General features: G+C 64.2%; 13 protein-coding genes, 1 other RNA gene and 1 pseudogene. 9 read left to right on the top strand and 6 right to left on the bottom strand.

The window, feature by feature from the left end:
• Position 1: 1 nt before the first annotated feature.
• Positions 2-1,195, bottom strand: a complete 1,194-nt coding sequence (locus MSTE_RS01380; protein ID WP_096498460.1) for an acyl-CoA dehydrogenase family protein — start codon at positions 1,193-1,195, stop codon at positions 2-4.
• Positions 1,196-1,286: 91 nt separating this feature from the next.
• On the opposite strand from MSTE_RS01380, the gene MSTE_RS01375 reads away from it, so the two are divergent.
• From MSTE_RS01375 to MSTE_RS01355, 5 genes are all read left to right on the top strand, one after another.
• Complete coding sequence (locus tag MSTE_RS01375; RefSeq protein ID WP_193442051.1) at positions 1,287-1,958, top strand: TetR/AcrR family transcriptional regulator; 672 nt, start codon at positions 1,287-1,289, stop codon at positions 1,956-1,958.
• Positions 1,945-2,919: a phosphotransferase gene (locus tag MSTE_RS01370; RefSeq protein WP_096498458.1), complete on the top strand. Its 975-nt coding sequence runs from the start codon at positions 1,945-1,947 to the stop codon at positions 2,917-2,919. Before MSTE_RS01375 ends, MSTE_RS01370 begins: the two co-directional genes overlap by 14 nt.
• Positions 2,916-4,190 carry a phosphopyruvate hydratase gene (gene eno, locus MSTE_RS01365; RefSeq protein WP_096498457.1) on the top strand — a complete coding sequence of 425 codons (1,275 nt, stop codon included), beginning with the start codon at positions 2,916-2,918 and terminating at the stop codon, positions 4,188-4,190. Before MSTE_RS01370 ends, eno begins: the two co-directional genes overlap by 4 nt.
• Before the next feature lie 76 nt (positions 4,191-4,266).
• Entirely contained in the window at positions 4,267-5,637 is a 1,371-nt protein-coding gene (locus MSTE_RS01360; RefSeq protein ID WP_096498456.1) for an FAD-binding oxidoreductase, read from the top strand.
• The gene (locus tag MSTE_RS01355) at positions 5,634-6,944 is read left to right on the top strand and encodes a class I SAM-dependent methyltransferase (protein ID WP_096498455.1); all 1,311 of its coding nucleotides are present in this window, start codon (positions 5,634-5,636) and stop codon (positions 6,942-6,944) included. The genes MSTE_RS01360 and MSTE_RS01355 overlap by 4 nt, the downstream gene beginning before the upstream one ends.
• On the opposite strand, the gene MSTE_RS01350 is transcribed toward MSTE_RS01355, so the two are convergent.
• On the bottom strand, positions 6,941-8,917 hold the full coding sequence (locus MSTE_RS01350) for a DNA polymerase III subunits gamma/tau (protein WP_096505301.1): 1,977 nt from the start codon (positions 8,915-8,917) through the stop codon (positions 6,941-6,943). The two genes, MSTE_RS01355 and MSTE_RS01350, sit on opposite strands and share 4 nt — an antisense overlap.
• 95 nt (positions 8,918-9,012) lie before the next feature.
• Here MSTE_RS01350 and MSTE_RS01345 point away from each other — a divergent pair, with 95 nt between their 5' ends.
• Positions 9,013-9,738, top strand: a complete 726-nt coding sequence (locus MSTE_RS01345; protein WP_096498454.1) for a hypothetical protein — start codon at positions 9,013-9,015, stop codon at positions 9,736-9,738.
• Between the two features lie 33 nt (positions 9,739-9,771).
• Positions 9,772-10,428: a hypothetical protein gene (locus MSTE_RS01340; RefSeq protein WP_096498453.1), complete on the top strand. Its 657-nt coding sequence runs from the start codon at positions 9,772-9,774 to the stop codon at positions 10,426-10,428.
• Here the strand turns inward: MSTE_RS01340 and MSTE_RS01335 are convergent.
• Both MSTE_RS01335 and ffs read right to left on the bottom strand, forming a co-directional pair.
• Positions 10,425-11,708, bottom strand: a complete 1,284-nt coding sequence (locus MSTE_RS01335) for an aminotransferase class I/II-fold pyridoxal phosphate-dependent enzyme (protein WP_096498452.1) — start codon at positions 11,706-11,708, stop codon at positions 10,425-10,427. The genes MSTE_RS01340 and MSTE_RS01335 overlap by 4 nt on opposite strands.
• Positions 11,709-11,755: 47 nt before the next feature.
• Positions 11,756-11,852: signal recognition particle sRNA small type (gene ffs / locus MSTE_RS01330), an RNA gene on the bottom strand.
• A gap of 124 nt (positions 11,853-11,976) precedes the next feature.
• On the opposite strand from ffs, the gene MSTE_RS01325 reads away from it, so the two are divergent.
• The gene (locus MSTE_RS01325; RefSeq protein WP_096498451.1) at positions 11,977-12,432 is read left to right on the top strand and encodes an acyl-CoA thioesterase; all 456 of its coding nucleotides are present in this window, start codon (positions 11,977-11,979) and stop codon (positions 12,430-12,432) included.
• Here MSTE_RS01325 and MSTE_RS01320 read toward each other — a convergent pair.
• Positions 12,429-13,379, bottom strand: coding sequence for an amidohydrolase family protein (locus MSTE_RS01320; RefSeq protein WP_162291343.1), 951 nt, complete (start codon positions 13,377-13,379; stop codon positions 12,429-12,431). The two genes, MSTE_RS01325 and MSTE_RS01320, sit on opposite strands and share 4 nt — an antisense overlap.
• 5 nt (positions 13,380-13,384) lie before the next feature.
• Positions 13,385-15,094, bottom strand: a pseudogene (locus MSTE_RS01315) (anthranilate synthase family protein); the annotation flags it as partial.
• Positions 15,095-15,975: 881 nt separating this feature from the next.
• Here MSTE_RS01315 and MSTE_RS01310 point away from each other — a divergent pair.
• A complete protein-coding gene (locus MSTE_RS01310) occupies positions 15,976-17,157 on the top strand; it encodes an MFS transporter (RefSeq protein ID WP_096498449.1) in 1,182 nt (393 codons plus the stop codon).
• Positions 17,158-17,159 lie beyond the last annotated feature (2 nt).

The following is a 17,159-nucleotide window of genomic DNA, read 5'->3' as shown; positions in this document are numbered from 1 at the left end:
ATCAGAACGCAACGGACCCCGGCGGCAGTCCCAATTCCACCCGGCCGAACAGCTCGTAGGCCGAATCCGTGTCGTACACAACGTGTGTGGACAAGGTGTTCACATCGCGTAGGTGGCGCTGCAACGGTGAATCCTCGTATTGCGCGGAGGCGCCGCATGCCTCGACCGCCTCGGCGATGGCCTTTTTGCAGACTTCAACGACATAGGCACAGTTGCGGCGCACCGCCACCCGATCCTCGGTTGCCAGTCCCTCGCCCGAGCGCAGCTTGTCCTCCACATCACGCACCGTCTGCAACAGCAGGGCACGTGCCGACTCAGCCTGCGCGGCAACATGTCCCATGCGCCGGTGCGCGGTGGCCAGCTTGGACTGCTCCTGCATCGAGTACCGCATCACCCTGGTCTTGATCTTCTCGGTGAACAGCTCGACCGTCCCCAGCGCCATCCCCACCGCCGGCGCGGCAGCGACATTGGAGAGAGCGCAGAACAGAGGTATCCGATAGATGGCGGACCCGTGCAGTTCTGCCGACGGTGACTGCCCGCGCGCCAGGGGACCGAACTCCTGCACCCGATGCTCGGGGACGAAGACGTCATTGACCGCGATGTCCATGCTCCCGGTACCGCGCAGACCGGAGGTGTACCAGGTGTCGATGACCTCGAGATCGTTCCTGGGAATCATGAAGGTGCGCAGATCCGGATACTTCGGCGGCTCATCATGCTGCACCACCGCGGCGACCGATGCCCACGACGAGTGCCAGACGCCACTACCGAATTGCCAACGCCCGCTTATCTTGTAGCCGCCCTCAACGGGAGTGGCGATACCCGATGGCGACCAGCTGCCCGGAAACAGCAAGGGAGACCCCGGCGAAACCGAGCCGAACATCTCGTCCTGCAGTTCCTCGGGGAACAACCCGGCGAGCCAGTTGTGAATTCCGTAGATACAGAAGGTCCAGGCGGTCGATCCACAGACCTTGCCCACCTCGATGACCGCGCTGACCAAGGTTTCCAAACTGGCCTCGTCGCCCCCGTAGCGGCGCGGAGCCATCAGGCTGAACAGACCCGACTGGGACAGTTCTGCAATGGTCTCATCGGGCATCCGGCGCAGGCGCTCCGCCTCGAGCGCCCGTGCCGCGATGGCGGGTGCGAGGTCACGCGCTCGCTGAACGGCATCGGCCTGCACTGCTGTCGAACTCGTCATCAAAACCTCGCAACCTGCGCAATCATTAGGGGATGACACGCGATCGGACTGAAACTGAATCTCGATTCAGGTTTAATGTAGCCTTGGCGGGGTGGTGATGTCTAGCGATTCAGCGATCCGGCACGCGGCTGTCGAGCAGCCCTCGACACAACGCGGCCGCAGCACGCGCCGCGCACTGATGGATGCGGCCCGTGAGGTCATCTCGAGGGTCGGGTACTCCGAGGCGCGCGTCGTCGACATCACTACCGAGGCAGGCAAATCCGTCGGGGTTTTCTACAACTACTTCACCGACAAGGCCGAGCTTCTGCGCACCATGGTCGATGAGTTCCGCGATGAGGCATACACCCGCGGCGATACCGTCGAGACGGGCGATCGCGCACCATATGACGTGATCCGGGACATCGTCACCGTGTACTGGACCACCTATCGAGACCATGCCCCTGTGCTCTCCGGGGTGTTCCAGGCTGCGCAGATAGACCCGACATTCGTCGAGTACTGGCGAGACCTGCGCGCTCCGGCGCGCACGATGATCGCCAACAACATTCGGCGACTGCAGAAACACGAGTACTCCCCGGGGATGGATCCCGATATCACCGCGTCGGCGATCGGGGCGATGATGGACTACTTCTGTTATGTCTGGCTGGTAGAGGGTGGGGAGACCGGACGCAGCTCGGTCACCGACGAGGAGGCCATCGACACACTCGCCCGCATCTGGTTCAACGCGCTGTGGTGGAAATCCGAAGGTGCGCATGGCACCACCTGACTGGGTGGTCGAGCTTCTCTCGCACGCCGGACTTATGTCTGTGGAGGCACAACCATTGACCGGAGGGGTGTCCTCCGACGTGTGGCGTGTTCGGCTGAGTTCGGGCGAATCGGTGGTGGTCAAGCGGGCCATCGAGCGGCTTCGGGTACAGGCTCACTGGGTCGCACCATTGCAGCGCAACACCTTTGAGGCGCGCTATCTCCGGCGCGCGGTGACGATCGTTCCGTCTTTCACGCCCCGGGTTGTCCTGGCCGTCGAAGATCTGCACGCGTTCGCGATGACAGATCTGGGGCCCATTGCCTCCTGGCGCCAAGATCTGGCGAACGGGCGTATCGATCCGGAGGTGGGCAGGGAAATCGGCGCACGCCTCGTTGCCGTGCATGCGCACACGGCCGGGGACGCCACGGTGGCAAGCGAATTCGCATCCGATGACCTGTTCGAGGCGTTACGAATCGAGCCGTATCTGCGCTATCCGGCAGAGCGCCTGCCGGACCACGCCGATGCTCTTTCCCAACTGGCCGATGACCTCGCCAGTACGCACATCGCACTGGTACACGGAGATGTGAGCCCGAAGAACGTGATCGTCACCGCGGATGGACCAGTGCTGACCGATGCCGAATGCGCCTGGTACGGAGACCCCGCTTTCGATCTCGCGTTCTGCCTTAATCACCTGCTGCTCAAGCAAATATGGAAACCAGAGTACCGCGAGTTGTTGCGGGCGACGAGGCGTCGGCTCTGCACCGCGTACCTAGAGGGCGTGTCCTGGGAGTCGCCGGATGCGGTGGCCGCCCGGACCGCGCGCCTCCTGCCCGCGTTGGCTCTCGCCCGCATCGACGGACGTTCACCCGTGGACTATTTGTCCGCCTCTCAACGTGATTCATTGCGCACCCAAGCAGGGCAGGCCTTGCATAAATCGGCCACCGACCCGCTGTCCGTCGCACAACAGTTAGAGGGACCATGACCGGAACACAGATCCGTGGTGTGCACGCTCGGCGCGTATGGGATTCACGCGGGCGTCCGACCGTCGAGGCGGAGCTGCTGCTGGGTGATGGCAGCATCGGGCGGGCGATCGCTCCCGCGGGTGCATCCCGGGGCAGCGGTGAGGCCGCCGATCTGCGGGACGGCGGTAGCCCTTTCGCCGGTTACGACGTAACCGCTGCGGTGGCAGCCGCCCGCGGCCTGACCGAGCATCTGGTCGGCATCGATGCCACCGACCAAAAGGGCGTCGATACGGCGCTCATGGCGGCTGACGGGTCGGACGCGTTCGCGCACATCGGCGGGAACACGTCGGTGGCCATGTCGATGGCGGCCGCACACGCCGCTGCCGCATCGCACGGTATCCCGTTGTGGCGGTATCTGATCGGCGATCGAGCGGCTGCGATGCCGCTGCCCGAGATTCAGGTGATCGGCGGGGGCGCCCATGCCGCGCGCCGCACCGATGTTCAAGATTTCATGGTGGTACCCGCGGCGGCCGACAGCATCGAACAGGGCCTCAACTGGGTGGCCGAAATCCATCGCGCCTGCGGGGCTTTACTTTCCGAGCGAGGCCGGCTCGCCGGGGTGGCAGATGAGGGTGGATGGTGGCCGGTGGTGGACTCCAACGAGGACGCGCTGGAACTGCTGGTCGCCTCGATCGAGCGGGCCGGGTTACAGCCGGGAGCCCAGGTCACGATCGCGTTGGACATCGCGTCGAGCGAATTCGGCAGCGGTGGCCGCTACCGTCTCGGGCTCGACGGCACCGAGCTCGACTCCGATGCCTGGGCCGAGGTTCTGATCGGTTGGATCGATAAGTATCCGATCGCCTCCATCGAGGATCCGCTCGCCGAGGACGATCCGGCTGCCCTGGCGCAATTCACGCAAGCAGTGGGACACCGCGTCCTGGTCGTCGGTGACGATTTCACCGTCACCAATGCCGAGCGCGTGCGCCGAGCAACCGAGGCCGGCGCGTGTAACGGATTATTGGTGAAGCCCAACCAGGCGGGCACGCTCAGTGCCGCCAAGTCGGCGCACGACACCGCTCACGACTGCGGATGGGACACCATCGTGTCTGCGCGATCGGGTGAGAGCGAGGATGTCACCATCGCGCACCTGTCGGTCGGCTGGGGTGCCGAGCAACTCAAGGTCGGCTCCATCACCAGATCCGAACGCACCGCAAAGTGGAATGAGCTGCTCCGCATCGACGAACAGCTTGGCGGAGCACCGATTCGGCTAGGACGACTGACCCTGGGTTAGTTTCCGGCAGTCTCACTTGGCATCCGAATCACGTTCTCGGGTGCGCCACGCGCAGAACCGGGCTAGCGTAGGAATTGTGCCTATCTCGTCAGGATCGGCGCACGCCGAGGGAGTGAGCCGGCTACTACGGAGTTACCGGGCCATTCCCACGACGGCGACCGTGCGTCTGGCTAAGCCCACGTCAAATCTGTTCCGCGCAAGGGCAAAGTCGACTACACCGGGCCTGGATACCTCGGGCCTCACCGGTGTCATCGCTGTGGACACCGTCAACCGCACGGCCGACGTGGCCGGCATGTGTACCTATGAGGACTTGGTCGCAGCCACCCTTCCCCACGGGCTCGCACCGCTCGTGGTGCCACAGCTCAAGACCATCACACTGGGTGGCGCGGTCACCGGGCTCGGCATCGAGTCCGCGTCCTTCCGCAACGGGCTTCCGCACGAGTCGGTGCTCGACATGGACATCCTCACCGGCTCGGGCGAGATCATCACCGCATCGGCGCATGAGCACGCAGATCTCTATCGCGGTTTCCCCAACTCGTACGGCACATTGGGTTACTCGGTGCGTCTGCGCATCGAACTCGAGCATGTCGACCGGTTCGTTGCCCTGCGGCACATCCGATTCCACAATCTCGCTGAACTCATGACAGCGATGGAGTCGATCGTGAACTCGGCGACCTTCCAGGGTGAGCGAGTGGACTATCTGGACGGGGTCGTGTTCTCCGACGAGGAGTCTTATCTGTGCCTGGGCACCCAGACGGATGCGCCGGGCCCGGTGAGCGACTACACGGGACAACGGATCTACTACCGCTCGATCCAGCATGCGGATGGCACCGGCCACGATCGACTGAGCATTCACGACTACCTATGGCGTTGGGACACCGACTGGTTCTGGTGTTCCCGCGCGTTCGGCGCGCAGAATCCGCGCATCCGCAGGCTGTGGCCGCGAAAGTATCGGCGCAGCAGTGTCTACTGGAAGATGATCGGCCTCGATCAGCGTTACAACATCGCCGACCGTATCGAAAGGTTTAACGGGCGCCCGGCCCGGGAACGCGTCGTTCAGGACGTCGAGGTCCCGATCGGTCACACCGCGGAGTTTCTACGATGGTTTCTCGATGAGGTACCCATTGAACCGGTGTGGCTGTGTCCGTTGCGGTTACGCGACCACGAGGGATGGCCGCTATACCCGATACGGTCGGGTCAGACGTACGTCAACATCGGCTTCTGGTCCTCGGTGCCCGTCGGCGCCGCCGACGGAGCCACCAACCGGCGAATAGAGCACAAGGTCAGCGAACTGGGTGGACACAAATCGCTGTACTCCGAATCCTTCTACCCGCGTGAAGAGTTCGAGGCTCTCTACGGCGGCGAGCACTATCGGACCGTGAAAAAGACGTACGACCCCGATAACCGATTGCTGGATCTCTATGCGAAGGCGGTGCGGCGACAATGACGACGACTCAGGCCAAGAACGACCGAGGCGAGAACGGCAAGCTCTCGCTGGCCGAGATTCTCGAAATCATGGCGGCCGGAGACCTGCCGCTGCGCTTCAGCGCCTACGACGGCAGCAAGGCCGGACCGGAGAATGCCGAGCTGGGGCTCGATCTACTGACGCCGCGCGGTACAACGTATTTGGCGACGGCACCGGGTGACCTGGGGCTGGCACGGGCGTATGTTTCCGGCGATATCGAAATGCAGGGAGTGCACCCGGGCGACCCCTACGAGCTGTTGAAGGCCATGGCCGACAGACTAGATTTCAAGCGACCTCCGGCGCGCGTGCTGGCCAACATCGTCAGGTCGATCGGTTTCGAACATCTGCGACCCATCGCACCGCCGCCGCAGGAGGCGCTGCCCCGTTGGCGGCGAGTCGTCGAGGGATTCCGACACAGCAAGACCCGCGATTCCGAGGCCATCCATCATCACTATGACGTCTCGAACGCGTTCTACGAGTGGGTACTCGGGCCGTCCATGACCTATACCTGCGCGTGCTATCCGAACGCTGAGGCCACGCTGGAGGAGGCGCAGGAGAACAAGTACCGGCTGGTTTTCGAGAAGCTGGCGCTCAAGCCCGGTGACCGGCTGCTCGACGTGGGTTGCGGCTGGGGATCGATGGTGAGGTACGCCGCACGGCGCGGCGTGCGCGCCACCGGTGTCACCTTATCGGCCGAGCAGGCCGCCTGGGCACAGAAGGCCCTTGCCGACGAAGGTCTTTCGGATCTGGCAGAGGTCCGTCATGCGGACTATCGCGATACCACGGAAAGAGAGTTCGACGCGGTCTCGTCGATCGGACTGACCGAGCACATCGGCATCGCAAACTATCCCGCATACTTCCGGTTTCTGCAGTCGCGGCTGAAGACCGGCGGCCTACTGCTCAACCATTGCATTACCCGGCCAGACAATCGAACCTCAGCCGTCGCAGGGTATTTCATCGACCGCTACGTCTTCCCCGACGGGGAGTTGACCGGGTCGGGGAAGATCATCACCGAGATCCAGAACGTTGGCCTCGAGGTGCTTCACGAAGAGAATCTGCGTCACCATTACGCACTCACACTCAAGGAATGGTGCGCCAACCTCGTCGAACACTGGGATGAGGCAGTCGACGAGGTAGGCGAGGCCACCGCGAAGGTCTGGGGCCTGTACATGGCCGGTTCACGACTGGGCTTCGAGCGCAATGTCGTTCAGCTGCACCAGGTGCTGGCCACCAAACTTGACGCGCGGCGCGGGTCCTCGCTGCCGCTACGCCCGTGGTGGCAGCCCTAGCTGGGGTCGATTTTGCGAGCGCCCAGCTCGTTCTGAAGTAGTTCCAGCGCAACCTCTTCGGGATCGCGTCGCGGACCGGCCTCGCCCTGCCCGGCCTCGGCGAGCATCTGCTCCTCCTCGTCCTCCGGGGACGTGGGTTCCGGCTCAGGTTCGGGTGCCGGTTCGGGCTCGGGAGTCGGGCGGCTGGGCCGGGTCACGACCCGCGGTGCGGCCTTGGTGACTTTCTGTGCCGGGGCGGGGGCGCCGGGGTCTGCGCTGCTCGCCTCGCAACGGATCTCCCAGTCGACACCGAGCGCATCCTTCAACGCTTCCCGGATGACCTCGGCATTACGCGACTCGGTGATGCGCTTGGCCAATGGCGGCGAATCATGGGACAGCACCAGGGTCTTACCCTCGATGGCACGCACGGTGGCACCGGAGAGCATGACCTCGGTGGTGCGGCTGCGATCCCTGACCTTGGATCGGATCTCGGCCCAGGCGTTACGCACCGCGGTGGTGTCAAGCGCCCCGGGCTGACGCGGCTCGGGAGCAGGTTCCGGCTCTGGTTCTGGTTCTGGCTCCGGAGCGGGTGGTGGTGGCGGCTCCGGGGCCGGCTCGGGCTCAGGTGTCGGAGCAGGTTCCGGGGTGGGCTCGGGCTCAGGTGTCGGAACTGGCTCCGGCTCCGGAGTGGGCTCTGGAGCAGCGGGCGCCGGGGGCGGAGTCGACGCGGGGGGCTCGGGCGCCGGAGCCGGCGGCGCGGATGCTTCCGAGGCAGTGGGTGCCTGGGACTTGCGGACAAAGCGCTGCGACGCGCCTGCTCCACCGGCCTCGGGCACCGACATGTCCAGACGCTTCTCGATGCGCTCGACGCGTTGCAGCACAGCCGATTCCGCGTCAGTGGCCGAGGGCAGCAGTAACCGGGCGCACACCACCTCCAGCAGCAGCCGAGGCGCCGTCGCGCCACGCATCTCCCCGAGTCCGGCGTGCAGCACCTCGGCGTATCGGGTCAGGGTCGCGGGCCCGATGCGCTCGGCCTGCTCGCGCATCCGCTCCAGCACGTCCTGTGGCGCGTCGACCACCCCGCGCTCCACTGCATCCGGAACTGCTTGCAGGACAATAAGATCACGGAAACGCTCGAGCAGGTCGGTGCCGAATCGACGCGGGTCGTGTCCGGCATCCATCACGCCTTCGATGGCTCCGAACACAGCCGCGCCGTCACCGGCCGCGAGGGCGTCCACCGCGTCGTCGATCAGCGCGATATCGGTGACGCCCAGCAGTGCGAGAGCCCGCTGGTACGTCACGCGTTCCTCGTCCGCGCCGGCGAGCAACTGGTCCAGTACCGACAGCGTGTCTCGAGGGGATCCGGCACCGGCACGGATCACCAGCGGGTACACCGGATCGTCGACGGCGACGTTCTCCTGCGCACAGATGCCCTCGACGAGGGTCCGCATCGTCTTGGGTGCCAGTAGGCGGAACGGGTAGTGGTGGGTACGTGACCGGATGGTCGGCAGCACCTTCTCCGGTTCGGTGGTGGCGAAGACGAAGATCAGATGCTCGGGCGGTTCCTCGACGATCTTGAGCAGCGCGTTGAAACCTGCGGTGGTGACCATGTGCGCTTCATCGATGATGAAGATGCGATAGCGCGACTGCGCGGGTGCGTAAAAGGCCCGATCGCGCAGTTCACGGGTGTCGTCCACGCCACCGTGGCTGGCCGCGTCCAGTTCGATGACATCGACGTTCCCCGACCCGTTGGGCGCCAGCGCGACACACGAATCACAGATCCCACACGGCGTCGAGGTGGGGCCTTGCGCGCAGTTCAGCGAGCGGGCCAGGATGCGGGCAGAGGACGTCTTACCGCAGCCACGGGGCCCCGAGAACAGATAGGCGTGGTTGATGCGGCCCGCGTCCAGCGCGGTGGTCAACGGTCCGGTGACGTGCTCCTGGCCGATAACTTCGGCGAAAGTCGCCGGGCGATACTTGCGGTACAGGGCCACGGAGAGCAAGGGTACCGGCGACCGCAGACGACCTTGGCGGGCCACCTGACGAACAAACGGCCACATTGGGTGATCTTGTTCGCTAAAGTCCGCGCATGAAGACACGTCGCGTTGATATGAACACTGTGTTGGCGGTTGGCGCGAGTGTCATCGCACTCGTATTCACCTCCGCTTGTTCCAAGGAATCGCCGAGTGAGTCACCGGCGCCGTCGTCGAGTACCCAGAAGGCCGACGAGCCGGCCGTGAAGTTGCCCGAGGGCCCGGCAACCGCACTTTTGCTGACCCGGGAGGACTTCCCCGCCGGCAATGGGACGTTCACCATCGAAGACAAGCTCAAACTCGACAAGGACAAGGCGGACAAGTCCAAGCCGGAGAAGGTCAACCCGCCGGGGTGCTACGAGTTCATCTCCGAGGGAGACGGCGACTACGACAGGGCGCGCGCCAAGTACGACTCGGACACCGTGATGGCGGAGAGCAGTGTCGGGCTCGGCATCAAGCAATCATTCGACGACCTCGCGAAGCGCGCCCAGGAATGCGCGTCCGTCCAAATGGAGGGCGACGGAGTGGCGATGAAGGCCCATGTCTCCATCGCAGATTTGCCCGGCGCCTCCGCGGAGACCAAGTTGGTGAAGGTCGGCGGCCTTCTCGGACCCGAGGGCGATCAGATCGGCGTCGAGTCGCATATCGCCATCGCGCATCCCCGCGGCACGACCGTCCGCATTGAGGTCGACCGATTCATCGAGCCGTGGACTCCCGAACAAGACGCACTGGTGTTGGATCTACTCAACAAGCAGATCGCCAAGGTGCAAAAAGCGCCGTAGGCGAATCCGCACAAGACGGATGGGGGAAGTCCCGTGGCTCGCACGCTGTCCATCGGCGCGATATCCGCCGCGCTGATCCTCGTATCGGCGTGCACCAGCGTCGTCTCGGGTGAACCGAAGTCGGACGGTTCACCCGGGCTGCCCAAGGGCGATCCCGCCAAGCTCCTGCTGCCCCGCCGGGACTTCCCCGAGGGCTCGGGCACCTATGAGGTACTCGAGCGCCCGGGTGATGACGGCCCGACGGTCAGCCCGTCCGAGTGCAACATGTTCGTCAACCACGACACGGTCACCTTCGATCAGGCCGCCGCACAGTACGAGGACGGGTCTCTTCGTGTGGACATCGTGGTTGGCAAGGGGATTGCCGACTCGTTCCAGGCCATCGAGGAGAAGGCGGGGCGGTGTGGGTCCGTCACGCTAGACCTCGACGGGATCGGCGGGAATGGCAGCGTCAGGACGGAGAAAGTATCGGGAGCGAGCGTGGACGCGACCGCGGCCGTCTTCACCGGCGGCCTGGGCATGGACGGTGAACAGACCGTCGAGATCACCGTCAAGACGCTCACCGCACATCCACGGGGTACCACGGTGACCGTCAAGGTCCTTCATGCCATGGAGCCCTGGACCAGTGACAACGACAAGCTGGCACTGACGCTGCTCAACAAACAGATCGACAAGGTGCAGCAGGCGCCCTAGTCGGCGCGCTCCAGCAGCTTCTCGGTCGCCGCCAGCAGCGCGCACGTCGCCAGACCATCGACGGCGGCGCCGACGGTCTCCAGCGGCGGGAACGACGGTGCCAGACGAATGTTCCTGTCATTCGGATCATTTCGGTACGGGAACGTGGCGCCCGCCTCGGTGAGCGCGATCCCGGCCTCCTTGGCCAGAGCCACCGTGCGTTTGGCGGTACCGTCCAGCACGTCGAGGCTGATGAAGTATCCGCCCTTGGGCTCACTCCACGATGCGATCTTGCTCTCGCTCAATCGGTCGTCCAGGATCTCAAGCGCCAGCTCGAATTTGGGCGCGAGGATCTGCTGATGCTTCTGCATGTGCAACTTGACGCCCTCGGCATCGCCGAAGAAGCGTAGGTGCCGCAGCTGATTCACCTTGTCGGGCCCGATGCTGCGCTTGCCGGCGTGCTGCAGGTACCACGCGATATTGGCCAGTGATCCACCCATGAAGCTGACGCCCGCACCGGCGAAGGTGATCTTCGAGGTAGACGCAAAGATCAACGGGCGGTTGGGATGTCCGGCGGTCTCGGCGAGCCCCAGCAGGTCCACATTCCGGACGAAATCATGCGTGAGTGTGTGTACCGCGTAGGCGTTATCCCAAAACAGCCGGAAATCCGGTGCTGCCGTGTTCATCTGGGCCAGCCGACGAACGACCTCCCACGAGTAGACGGTTCCGGTGGGGTTGGAGAAGACGGGAACGCTCCACATGCCCTTGATGGTCGGGTCGGAGGCCACGAGTTCCTCGATGAGGTCCACGTCGGGGCCGTCCTCGCGCAGCGGTACCGGAATCATCTCGATGCCGAAGGATTCGGTGATCGCGAAATGACGGTCGTATCCGGGTGCCGGGCACAGGAACTTCAGCGACGGCTCCTCAACCCAGGGCCGGGGCGAATCGACGGTTCCGTACAGCAGCGAGTACACGATCACGTCGTGCATGAGGGAGAGACTGGCGTTGTTGGCCGCGATCAGGTTGGGCGCGGGAACGCCGAGTAGCTCACCGAAGATTGCGCGCAGCTCCGGAAGTCCGTTACCGCCGCCGTAGTTGCGCGTATCGGTGCCATTGCCATCGAGGTAGTCGCCGTCACCGGGCAGCGCCAGCAGGCCGTTCGACAGATCCAGCTGCTCGGGCGCCGGTTTGCCGCGAGTGAGGTCCAGCGAGAGCCCCTTGGCCTTGAGCTGGCTGTAGTTCTCCTGCTGCAACCGATGCTGAGCTGCGAGTTCGTCGGGTCCGAGCGACAGGAATGACACGGCTTTCCCCTATTCGCCCTGCAGGGCATCTGGAGGTCGCGATCTTCGGAAAGGGGACCCCGCGCACCCGACAGAGCCCGTTGACCCTTGCTGCCTTCCAGCCCTGGGGGAGTTCACAGGATAGACGCCGCGCGGGGTCCAGTGATCAGTCTAGTGGGTGGGCCATCCCGCCCCGAACCGTGGTGGGTGTTACCTTCCGATATCGTGAAATCGGATTGAGACAATACCCTCCGTGCCCTCGAATTCGCACAGGAAAGGACCAGCGGGAATGGCTGAAATTCCAACTCTTGCAGAGTTTCCGCTGCATTCACACGATAAGTTGCGTTATGCCGATACCGACCGGCAAGGGCACGTCAACAATTCCGTCTTCTCCACCTTGCTGGAAACCGGGCGAGTGGAGTTCCTACACGACAGCACCAGACAAATTCTGGAGCCAAACAGGGCGTTTGTCATCGCGCGTCTGGAGATCGACTTCCTGGGCGAGATGCTGTGGCCAGGCCAAGTAACTATCGGCACCGCGGTGGATTCCGTCGGACGCAGTTCACTCAAACTCCGCCAAGCCATCTTTCAGGACAATCGCTGTGTCGCGAGAGCCCTCTCCGTCATTGTTTTGATGGATGAAAGCTCGCGCCTCTCGACACCATTCTCCGAAGACGTTCGCGCTCGCCTTTCCGAGTCGGCATCGAATAGCGCATCGCAACCGCACTCCGATACAAACGCCTAATCGCCGACCAGGCCCAGCAGCTCAGCCCCATTGCGATCCAGGATCAGCGACGCGTCCTCGGCCGAGAGTCCCTCCTCGATGTACGTCGCGGAACTGACGTACCTGGCACCGCCCTGGTACGGGAAGTCCGAGCCGAATACCAACCGGTCGGCACCGAGCGACGCGACAGCGGCCTGCAGCGCGGGAGTGTGGTCATGCCCCACCGTGTCGAACCACAGCCGCCGGACGGCATCCTTGGGTGCTTCCGGACAATGCGTCGCTTCCCATTCGGTCACCTGACGGTTCGCGCGCTCCAGCACCATCGGTAACGCCCCGCCCAGATGACACGTCACGATCTTCATATCCGGATAACGCGACGGGATACCCGCGACGATGAGATGCATGATGGCGATCGTGTCCTCGATCGGCGCTCCGATCGACCAGGTGAGCGAGTGATCGGTGATTAAGGAAGAGTCCGCACCGCACCCTGCCGGATGAACGAAAAGTATTGCGCCCCTGTTATTCAATTCCTCGTACAGCGGATCGAATATCGGATCGGCTATCGATCGGCCAAGCACCGAGGTCGTGATCGACGCGCCGTACATGCCCAGATCATCGATTGCACGGTTCAGCTCCTCCAACGCGGCCGGGATGTGCGGCAACGGCAGTGACGCCAGCGCGCGGAACCTTCCCGGATACTCACTGGCGAGCTTCGCGTACTCGTCGTTGACGAACCGGGCACTCTCGACGGCGGCGGTCTCGTCCCCGAAATGAGGTGACGCCGGCGTAGCCGAGAGGATCTGCAGATCAACACCCGCCTCGTCCATCAGCGCGAAACGCCCATCCAAATCGGTACGCGTCGCCCCGGCCCCGAGGCCACGATGGACATCGGTACCGGCCCTCCCGTACTCGTCGAGTAACGACAGATAGTCGTCAGACCACAGGTGAGCGTGAATGTCTATGCGCACACTTGTCATGCTAGTACCGGAACACCCGTCGCCAGCGGCGTGAGCAACTCACCGAAGATCCCCACGCCGTCGCGGGTGAGGATGGACTCGGCGTGGAACTGGATGGATGCAAACCGCTTGGCGCGCACCGCATGAACCTCGCCCGTCACGGCATCGGCACTGATCTGCACCCGCCCTGCGGGGGTATCGACCCACTCGCCGCTCGTCACCGCGGCAAAGGTGTTGTAGAACCCGACATGCCGCTCGGTTCCGAACAAATCGATCTGCCGCTGCACGCCCTGGTTGGGCTGATCCCGACGACGAACGGGCAGGCCCAACTGCCGGCAGAGCACCTGATGACTCAGGCAGATCGATAGGAACGGAATACGCTGAGTCAGTGCGGTCTTCGTCAGGGCGGTCAGTGTCGCAATCTTGGGAACATCGATTGCCGTCGGATCGCCCGGGCCGGGGCCGAGCACCAGGATGTCATGTGCGCCGGGCTGGATATCCTCGTCGAACCGGCGGATATCCACGCGTAAACCCAAGGCCCGCAACTGCAATCCGATCATCGAGGTGAACGTGTCCTCGGCGTCGACGACCAGCGCGGTGCGACCCACCAGACTCGCGGCGTTCTCTCCCGATCCGTGTCCCAGCCAGAAGGTCCCGATGCCGGTGTTGCGGCTCGCCAGAGCCTCCGTAACACGAGGATGGCTGCGAAGTTCCCGACGTGTCGTTAAGGCGGAGAGTAATCCGGCTGCCTTGCTACGGGTTTCAGCGGCCTCGCTCGCCGGATTGGAATGCCGAACGATGGTGGCGCCGGTGCCGGCGGTAAGCGCGCCATCCGGTGCGATCTCCGCCGTGCGGATCAAGATGGCTGAATCCAATTGCCGCACACCGGCTGTATCTGTGCTGACCAACGCGGCAACGCCGCTGTAGTATCGGCGGCCCTTGGGTTCGTACCGTTGAATGACACGGCACGCGTTCTCCAGCGGGCTTCCCGTCACCGTCGGCGCAAACATCGTCTCGGCCAGGATCTCGCGCGGATCTCGATCGGTAACACCGGAAATCAGATACTCGGTGTGCGCGAGCCGCGCCATCTCCTTCAAATACGGTCCCTGCACCTGCCCGCCATCCGGGCAGATCCGGGCCATCATCTTCAGCTCCTCATCGACCACCATGTAGAGCTCGTCGGATTCCTTGGTGTCGGCAAGGAACTCCATGACCGCATCCAGATTCGGGCCGTTGGCACCGTATCGGTACGTCCCGCTGATCGGATTCATCACCGCCAACGAATCCTGCACGCTGATATGGCGTTCGGGGGTGGCGCCGATGAATACCTGTTCGCCGGTACTCACCAGGAACGTCCAGTACGCACCCTTCTCCCGTTCCAACAGTCTCCGAAAGAGCGTCAGCGCGGTGTTGATCGAATAGTCATGCAACTGGACCAACAGGTTCCGCTTGAGCACGAAGTTCGCTCCCGCCCCCTGGCCGATCTCCTCGGAGATGATTCCCGAGGCCAAACGCGCGTACTCCTCGTCGTCGATGTCGAAATCGCTGTGGCCCACCACCACCGGATACTCGGGAATTCGGTCTAACACCTCCGACAACGGCGCCGACTCCTGCTGCTCGACGGCAAGCGCCAGTAGTGGAGCACCGTCGTCGGGCGCTACAAATCCGCGCTCGGCAATCTGCCGGTACGGCACCAAGGCCAGCAGGTCATGCCCACGATGCCCGTCATGAGACTGCGCGAAGCGGTCCATGGCGCCGACGGCGTTCCCCTGACGTACCCAATCGGCCGGAGTCGACCATGCCCCGGAGATCATGACTACCACAGGAAGCTTCGGAGGCGTGGGCCGCGCGAACCAGGCGGGTGGCAGATAGACGTACTCGGTTCGATGTTGGAAGCCCGCAACGTCCGCCGGGATGTCGACCGGAACCACATGTCCGGTCGCTGTGGGGCCCTTGCCTTTCAGATCCTGCACCGCCGCCATATCGGTCTCACCGGGCAGCGGGCCGGCGGTCACCGCGGCCCACGCCAGACGCAGCGTGTCGTAGTAGTCGATCCACTGATTCAGCACGGTCAGCGCAGCCAGCAGGCACAGTGGCGCGGCCAGCACCATCACTCCCCGGCGCAGCCATCGCGCGCCTACCCAACCGACGATTGCGACAACCAACGCCACTGCGGCAAAACCGATCCAGATCCACAACATGAGCGGAGGCGGGTTGTCCGCCATTCCCTGCGAGGTGATGTACCAGTACGCCAGCGCGCCCGCGCCCGCGCCCGATACGGCGGCGCTCGGCACCCACACCCGCAGCCAACTGCGCGGTCTGCGATAGAGCCCGACCACCAAGGCCAACGCCGCCACGACCTGAATCGCCACCGGAAGCCAGCCATGGATCAGAGAGGGACCCGCGTACAGCGGATTGTTCCGCGCGTAATCAGGCAACTCGGCCAGTACCCATGTCCCCGAAGGCGGCACGCCATGATTGTCGGTGCCCTTCCTGGAAGAAGGTTCCGTGCATTCTGGGGAATTGCTGGGAATCGCCGAGTCTTGGACGTGACGGACAATGCCGATGGTGGTTGCCGGTGAACGCCCGCCGGACAAATAGTGCAGAAATGACGCGGGTTGTCCTGATCGTGCTGTGCGCGCTACAGGTCACCATGCAGCTCTACGTGTGGATTCCGATCCACGACGCCGTATCGGCGTCCTACGACGGGCACAACATGACGCCCGCCCTCTCCTCGGCTCTCTTCGGTTACGCCGCCGGATTCCTGCTGTTCGGTCCCGTCACCGATCGATTCGGACGCCGGCGTGTACTGATCGCCGGGGTATCGGTGATGGCCTTCCTCACCCTCCTGGTGCCGTTCGCCCCCACACCTGCGTTGTTCGGACTGATCCGCGTGCTGCAGGGTTTCGCCGGCGGTGCGTTCTCACCGTCTGCGCTGAGCTATCTCGGAGAGGCTCTGCCCCGACGGACGGCGACTACCGCGATCGGTGCGGTATCCACCGCGTATCTGATGGCCGGGGTGCTCGGGCAGGTGATGGCCTCCCTCGTCACTCACGCGTGGGGTTGGCAGTGGGTGTTCTGGGTCAGTGCGGCCGGACTCGCGCTGAATGTCCTACCGCTGGCATTCGTCATGCGGGAGGAGCGCAGCGGCGATCCCTCGGCACGGGTGGTGTCCGGTTTCGCCGCGCAGGCCCGTCTACTCACCCGCCGAGACATCGCGGTGCCGCTGGCCGCCGTGTTCGTGCTGATGTTGTCGTTCGTGGCGATGTACACAAGCCTGGCGACCCAGTTGGTGGATGCGTTGCACCTGCCTGAATCCATGGGCACCACCATTCGGCTGGCGGGCATTCCCGGGATGCTGGTCGCCCCGTTCGTCGGCTCGTGGGTGGGCAAGGTCGGCACCGAGACCGGTGCGTTGGCGGGGTACTCACTGGCCGCCGCCGGGCTTGCCGTGGAGGCCCTGGGTGCCGGCTCTGTTCCCGTCATCGTCGTGGGCAGCAATATCTTCGTCGCCGGTATCGCGATCGCATCGACGGCGATGGTCACCATGTTCGGCGATCGAGCGGCTCCCCGGCGTGGTGCCGGTACCGCCCTGTACGGCTTCACAGTTTTTCTCGGCGCCAGCGCCGCGCCCTACCTCGCCCACGGCCTCGGATTCCGGCCCCTGCTCGGGGTGCTGGTGGCGGCGCTGATCGGCGGAGCGGTGCTCGTCGCGAGCTCGCGGCGGAACGCATCTGGGCCGGTCAAGACGACGGTGGACATAGGCACCCAGCGCAGTCCGCTACCATGACC

The sequence above is a fragment of the [Mycobacterium] stephanolepidis genome (assembly GCF_002356335.1).
GTDB lineage: Bacteria > Actinomycetota > Actinomycetes > Mycobacteriales > Mycobacteriaceae > Mycobacterium > Mycobacterium stephanolepidis.
This window is presented reverse-complemented; position numbering and strand designations above follow the sequence as displayed.

Coding starts and splice junctions, on each gene's coding strand:
- MSTE_RS01355 (WP_096498455.1), top strand. CDS start 5,634: ATGACGACGACTCAGGCCAAGAACGACCGAGGCGAGAACGGCAAGCTC.
- eno (WP_096498457.1), top strand. CDS start 2,916: ATGACCGGAACACAGATCCGTGGTGTGCACGCTCGGCGCGTATGGGAT.
- MSTE_RS01370 (WP_096498458.1), top strand. CDS start 1,945: ATGGCACCACCTGACTGGGTGGTCGAGCTTCTCTCGCACGCCGGACTT.
- MSTE_RS01325 (WP_096498451.1), top strand. CDS start 11,977: ATGGCTGAAATTCCAACTCTTGCAGAGTTTCCGCTGCATTCACACGAT.
- MSTE_RS01310 (WP_096498449.1), top strand. CDS start 15,976: ATGACGCGGGTTGTCCTGATCGTGCTGTGCGCGCTACAGGTCACCATG.
- MSTE_RS01345 (WP_096498454.1), top strand. CDS start 9,013: ATGAAGACACGTCGCGTTGATATGAACACTGTGTTGGCGGTTGGCGCG.
- MSTE_RS01380 (WP_096498460.1), bottom strand. CDS start 1,195: ATGACGAGTTCGACAGCAGTGCAGGCCGATGCCGTTCAGCGAGCGCGT.